6 protein-coding genes and 1 riboswitch are annotated in these 5,996 nt (G+C 70.8%); of the genes, 3 read left to right on the top strand and 3 right to left on the bottom strand.

Annotated elements, in window-relative coordinates; all coding sequences use genetic code 11:
• Positions 1-97: 97 nt before the first annotated feature.
• From HW445_RS15995 to thrC, 3 genes are all read right to left on the bottom strand, one after another.
• Positions 98-301 carry a cold-shock protein gene (locus tag HW445_RS15995; protein WP_009339379.1) on the bottom strand — a complete coding sequence of 68 codons (204 nt, stop codon included), beginning with the start codon at positions 299-301 and terminating at the stop codon, positions 98-100.
• 441 nt (positions 302-742) lie between these two features.
• Positions 743-1,021 (bottom strand): MoaD/ThiS family protein, encoded by a 279-nt coding sequence (locus HW445_RS15990; RefSeq protein WP_151774324.1) that lies wholly within the window; start codon positions 1,019-1,021, stop codon positions 743-745.
• A gap of 54 nt (positions 1,022-1,075) precedes the next feature.
• Positions 1,076-2,377: a threonine synthase gene (thrC, locus tag HW445_RS15985; RefSeq protein WP_180221687.1), complete on the bottom strand. Its 1,302-nt coding sequence runs from the start codon at positions 2,375-2,377 to the stop codon at positions 1,076-1,078.
• 18 nt (positions 2,378-2,395) lie between these two features.
• Positions 2,396-2,534: riboswitch (SAM riboswitch) on the bottom strand.
• Positions 2,535-2,743: 209 nt separating this feature from the next.
• Here thrC and HW445_RS15980 point away from each other — a divergent pair.
• The 3 genes from HW445_RS15980 to HW445_RS15970 all read left to right on the top strand — a co-directional run bounded on the left by HW445_RS15980 (position 2,744) and on the right by HW445_RS15970 (position 5,989).
• Positions 2,744-3,688 carry a glucosyl-3-phosphoglycerate synthase gene (locus tag HW445_RS15980; RefSeq protein ID WP_180221686.1) on the top strand — a complete coding sequence of 315 codons (945 nt, stop codon included), beginning with the start codon at positions 2,744-2,746 and terminating at the stop codon, positions 3,686-3,688.
• 95 nt (positions 3,689-3,783) lie between these two features.
• On the top strand, positions 3,784-5,196 hold the full coding sequence (locus HW445_RS15975) for a trehalose-6-phosphate synthase (RefSeq protein ID WP_180221685.1): 1,413 nt from the start codon (positions 3,784-3,786) through the stop codon (positions 5,194-5,196).
• 160 nt (positions 5,197-5,356) lie between these two features.
• A complete protein-coding gene (locus tag HW445_RS15970) occupies positions 5,357-5,989 on the top strand; it encodes a hypothetical protein (RefSeq protein WP_180221684.1) in 633 nt (210 codons plus the stop codon).
• Positions 5,990-5,996: the final 7 nt, after the last annotated feature.

Below are 5,996 nucleotides of genomic sequence, written 5' to 3'. Positions count from 1 at the left end.
CGCGGGCGGGGGCGAACGGTGCGGGACGGCAAAGGGCCCGCGGCCCCTGCAGGGGGGCCGCGGGCCCGATGTCACGTCAGGATGTTGGTCGCTGCGTTCAGCCGGCCAGCCGGACCATGTCCGCCTGCGGCCCCTTCTGGCCCTGCGAGATCTCGAACTCGACCCGCTGGCCTTCCTCGAGGGTGCGGTAGCCGTCCATCTGGATCGCGCTGTAGTGCACGAAGACGTCCGCACCACCGTCGACCGCGATGAAGCCGTACCCCTTCTCCGCGTTGAACCACTTGACGGTGCCCTGAGCCATGCCTAACTCCCCTATTACTGGCCCTTGCACAGACCCGCACTTCGCGGATCCGGGTCAGACCTCACCCGCCGCCGAGGCGACGGGCGTGCGCCGGAACGCGTCGACCGCGGCCGAATGTATCTGCCCAACTGCCCTCTGCAACAGGTCAATCGGGCGACAATTCTGGGAACAGCAGGCCAGGAATATGGTGAGAAATCGCCGGAATTCAGGTCAAGTCAGGGCGGACAGATGGAACGAACCGCGCAAACAACCCGCGCAGTTTGGCTGCATCTTGTCGTGCGAGAGGCAGGAACTCATCGGCACCCGGCCCGAGTTCGGCGCGGAGTACCCCAACTGTACCGCGCCCAATCATGCAGAATCGCCCCCTCCGGATGTCGGCGGTATGTGACGCCGACATGAACCGGAGAGGGCGACCGGAAATGCGCGGGAAGCGAGGGGGGATCAGGCGCCGCCGGCCACGGCGGGAATGATCGAAACGCTGCCGCCGTCGGGCGTGGCCGTCTCCAGGCCCTGCTCGAACCGCACGTCGTCGTCGTTGACGTAGACGTTGACGAAGCGCCGCAGCTTGCCCTGGTCGTCCAGCACGCGGGCGGCGATGCCGGTGTGGTTCTTCTCCAGGTCCGCGATGACCTCTCCCAGGTTCGCGCCCTCGGCGCTCACCTCGGCCTGGCCACCGGTGTAGGTGCGCAGGATGGTCGGGATGCGAACGGACACGCTCATGGGATTTGACCTCCGGTCACGGTGAGGCGGGTTACGGGACGGGCGAGGGGGAGGTCAGGCGAGACCGGCCTCACGGAAGGACTCGAGGCTGGGACGGATGGTGGCGGTCAGACCCTGGTCGGCCACCGCGTCCAGCGTCTTCAGGCCGTCGCCGGTGTTGAGGACGACCGTGGTGAGCGACGGGTCCAGCAGGCCGTTCTCGATCAGCTTGCGGGTCACGCCGACCGTCACACCGCCCGCCGTCTCGGCGAAGATGCCCTCGGTGCGGGCCAGCAGCCGGATGCCGGCCACGACCTCCTCGTCGGTGACGTCCTCCACCGCGCCGCCCGTGCGACGGGCGATGTCCAGGACGTACGGGCCGTCGGCCGGGTTGCCGATGGCCAGCGACTTGGCGATGGTGTCCGGCTTCTGCGGGCGGACCACGTCGTGACCGGCCTTGTAGGCGACGGAGACCGGCGAGCAGCCGTTCGCCTGGGCGCCGAAGAGCCGGTACGGCTTGTCCTCGACCAGGCCGAGCTGGATCAGCTCCTTCAGACCCTTGTCGATCTTCGTGAACTGCGAGCCGGAGGCGATCGGGATCACCAGCTGGTCCGGCAGCCGCCAGCCGAGCTGCTCGCAGATCTCGTACGCGAGCGTCTTGGAGCCCTCGCCGTAGTAGGGGCGCAGGTTGACGTTGACGAAGCCCCAGCCCTCACCGGCCGGGTCGCCGATCAGCTCGGAGCAGAAGCGGTTCACGTCGTCGTAGTTGCCGTCGATGCCGACCAGCTCGCCGCCGTAGACCGCGGCCATGACGACCTTGCCCTGCTCCAGGTCGTGCGGGATGAACACGCACGAGCGGAAGCCGGCCCGGGCGGCGGCCGCGCCGACCGCGCCGGCCAGGTTGCCGGTGGAGGAGCAGGAGAGGGTGGTGAAGCCGAAGGCGCGGGCGGCCTCCAGGGCCTGGGCGACCACGCGGTCCTTGAAGGAGTGCGTCGGGTTGCCGGAGTCGTCCTTGACGTAGAGACCGCCGGTGACGCCCAGCTCACGGGCCAGGTTGTCGGCCTTGACCAGCTTGGTCCAGCCCGGGTTCAGGTTCGGCTTGTCGGCGACGTCCGCCGGGACGGGCAGCAGCGGGGCGTAACGCCAGATGTTGCTGGGGCCGGCCTCGATGCGGCGGCGGAGTTCCTCGGCCTCGTAGGAGGAGAAGTCGTAGGCGATCTCGAGCGGCCCGAAACACTCCTCGCAGGCGAAGACCGGACCGAGCGGTACGCGGTGGCCGCATTCGCGACAGGAGAGCGCGGTGGCGGGGCCGAGATCGACGGAGGCGGCGGAGGTCGTCGCGGACACGGAATCGGTCGTGACAGTCTGTACAGCCATGAGTGGCGAGGCCCTTTCTCCTCATCTTCCTCAGCGGCGTCTTCGCCGTGAGACGGATTTGGCACCTTCCCTAGCCGGGGCCTCGCGTGACGCGGGCGCGGCTGGAGGGTTGCCGGGGCTTCATCGGGCCGTATCCCTCTGCCCCTCTGGATGAGCGTTCTTCTGTTGTTCTGCAGTTGTTTTGAGTCGTGTCCCGCGAGGGGACTCGTATCCACCAGTCGAGCGACTCGACCCCCGACATGCGGTGGTCACTGGTGATGTTCAAGACTGTAACCGAAGGCCAGGACAGTTGAGAGAGTCGTCCGGAACGCGAGACGGACCGCCCGCCGCGAGGCAGGCGGTGGACACAGTGAGGAGCCGGTGACTGTGCTGGAAGAAGTCGAAAGCTGGCTGGGCACACGCTCCTGGCATGTGGCCGATCGCCCGCTCCACCAGATACTCGCCGCCAAGCGCCTGAGCGGCACGAAGGTCTCCGTCGTGCTGCCCGCGCTCAACGAGGAGGCCACGGTCGGCGACATCGTGGCCACGATCCGCCGGGACCTGGTCGAGCAGGTCCCGCTCGTCGACGAGCTCGTGGTCGTCGACTCCGCGTCCTCGGACCGCACCTCGGAGGTGGCCGCCGCGGCGGGCGCCAAGGTGGTGCACCGGGACCACATCCTGCCCCGCGTCCCCGCCGTCCGCGGCAAGGGAGAGGTGCTGTGGCGCTCGCTGCTGGCGACCAGCGGCGACATCGTCTGCTTCATCGACGCGGACCTGCGGGACTTCTCCTCCGACTTCGTCACCGGCACGGTCGGACCGCTGCTCACCGATCCCGGGATCTCGCTGGTCAAGGCCATGTACGACCGTCCGCTCGGCACCGAGGCCGGCCAGGGCGGCCGCGTCACCGAGCTGATGGCGCGCCCGCTGATCAACCTGCACTGGCCCCAGCTGGCCGGCTTCGTGCAGCCGCTGGGCGGCGAGTACGCGGCCCGCCGCTCGCTGCTGGAGAGACTGCCGTTCCCGGTGGGCTACGGCGTCGAACTGGCCATGCTGATCGACTCCCTGCACACGGTGGGCCTGGACGCCCTCGCCCAGGTCGACGTCGGCGTCCGCAAGCACCGCAACCAGGACAGCCAGGCCCTGGGCCGGATGGCCGCCACCATCTACCGCACCGCCCAGCTGCGGCTGGCGCGCGGCCAGATGGTCCGGCCGCTGATCACCCAGTTCGAGCGCACCGAGGAGGGCTTCGCGCCGCGCACCCACGCGGTCGACACCCTCGAGCGGCCGCCGATGGCGGAGATCCTGGAGTACCGGTCACGCGAGGTGGCCTGATGTCACCCGTCCGGCGCAGCGCCCCGTCCCCGGCGGGACGCCGCCGCCGGCCCCGCGCACGTTTGGACTTTTCCCCTCCGGGCTAGGTGACGCGTATGGGTTCCGCCGAAAGATCTGCTCAGGTACTGGTCGCCTCCAACCGCGGCCCCGTCTCGTACTCGGTCGCCGAGGACGGCTCGCTGGTCTCCCGCCGCGGCGGCGGGGGCATGGTCTCCGGGCTCTCCGCGATCGGGCCGGACGCCGGCGCCCTGTGGGTCTGCTCGGCCCTGAGCGACGGCGACCGCGAGGCGGTCCGGCGCGGGGTGGGCGAGCCGGGCGTGAAGATGCTCGACATCTCCGCCGAGACGCACCACGCCGCGTACAACGGCATCGCCAACTCGGTGCTCTGGTTCGTGCACCACATGCTGTACCAGACGCCGCTCGAACCTGTTTTCGACAGCGAGTTCCGGCTCCAGTGGGCCGCCTACCAGGAGTTCAACCACTCGTTCGCCGAGGCGCTGGCCGAGGAGGCCGCCGAGGGCGCGGCGGTGCTGATCCAGGACTACCACCTGACGCTGGCCCCCGGCATGCTCCGCGAGCTCCGCCCCGACCTGCGCATCGGCCACTTCTCGCACACCCCGTGGGCCCCGCCGGAGTACTTCCGACTGCTCCCCGACGACGTCGCGGAGTCCGTCCTGCGCGGCATGCTCGGCGCCGACCGCCTGGGCTTCCTCACCCGGCGCTGGGCCGACGCCTTCACCGCCTGCTGCGACGCGGTCGTGGGCGGTACGGGCGACACCCGGATCGGCGTGCACGGACTGGGCGCCGACGCCGAATTCCTGCGGGAGCGGGCCGGCCGGGAGGACGTCGACCAGCGCGTGGCCGAGCTCCGCGCGGAGATCGGCGACGACCCGGACGGCAACCTCCGGAAGACGATCGTGCGGGTCGACCGCACCGAGCTGTCCAAGAACATCGTCCGCGGCCTGCACGCCTTCCGGCAGCTGCTCGACGACCACCCCGAGTGGTGCGACCGGGTCGTGCACGTCGCCTTCGCCTACCCCTCGCGCCAGGACCTCGCCGTCTACCGCGACTACACGGCGGAGGTGGCGCGGGTCGCCGCCGAGATCAACGCGGAGTACGGCACGCCGTACTGGACGCCGGTGGTGCTGAACCTCAAGGACGACTTCGCGCGGTCGCTGGCCGCGTACCGGCTGGCCGACGTGGCGCTGGTGAACCCGATCCGGGACGGCATGAACCTGGTCGCCAAGGAGGTGCCGGTCCTCGCCGAGAACGGCTGCGCGCTGGTGCTGTCGCGGGAGGCGGGGGCGCACGAGGAGATGGGCGACGACGCGATCACCGTCCACCCCTACGACGTGAACGCGACGGCGCGGGCGCTGCACGAGGGGCTGACGATGCCGCCGGGTGAGCGCGCGGACCGCACCAAGCGGCTCGTCGCCGCGGCCACGGCCACCCCGCCGGCCAAGTGGTTCCTCGACCAGCTCGACGCCCTGACCGCCACGGCCCACTAGGAGGCGTTCCCCGGGGCATGGCCTCGCGCCGGCCCCGGGGAACGGTCACCCCGGGGCGGCCCAGGGCCGCCCCGGGGCCGCCCCCGCGACCGGACGTCCGCGCACGGACGGGGCCGAAATCGCGGTGCCCTGTGACGACGGGCCGTGGCACAGTCACCGCATGTCCAACGACGTCGCCTATCCCGTCTTCCGCTCCCCCGACCCCGTGCTCGCCCTGAGCACCGCCCGCCGTCTCATGGAGTTCGGCCGCCGCGCGGACTCCACGGTCACCGTGGGCGCCGAGCTGCGTTCCGTCGCCGAGGTGCGACGGGTGGCGGGGGAGCTGCCCCGGGCGTGGTTCCGTGGGCAGGAGGAGTACGGGGAGTTCGACGGGGTGCCGTGGGAGGACCAGCCCCCGCTGGTGCTCGGCGTCCAAGGAGCCGGACTGCCGGACGACCCCTCCGCGTACGAAGGCCGGCTGCCGGTGGAGTTGGAGCTGTACGACCTGCCGGTCGGCTCCGTCGAGGACGCCTTCACCGCGGCGATCGGCCCGAACGCGGGCGAGATCAACTGGAGCGGCCTGGACTGGCCGGACGCGCCCCGGCTGGGCTTCCACGGCGAGTCCAAGCACGCCGAGGTGACGCTCCTGCTCAACACCCGCACCCGCGACCTGGACGAGCCCGCCGACGACCACACCGTCCTCGTCCACGTACGCAGTGCCCGAGTGGACGGCCGCGAGAGGCGGGAGCCCTACGCGCACTGGCTCGCCGAGCAGGTCGGACTCACCGTCCTCGGGCCCGGGCAACGGGGCTGAGCCGGAC

The organism is Streptomyces sp. UH6 (genome assembly GCF_013421635.1).
Taxonomy (GTDB): Bacteria; Actinomycetota; Actinomycetes; order Streptomycetales; family Streptomycetaceae; genus Streptomyces; species Streptomyces abyssomicinicus.
The sequence above is the reverse complement of the archived record's forward strand: the minus strand, read 5'-3'. Positions and strand labels throughout refer to the sequence as shown.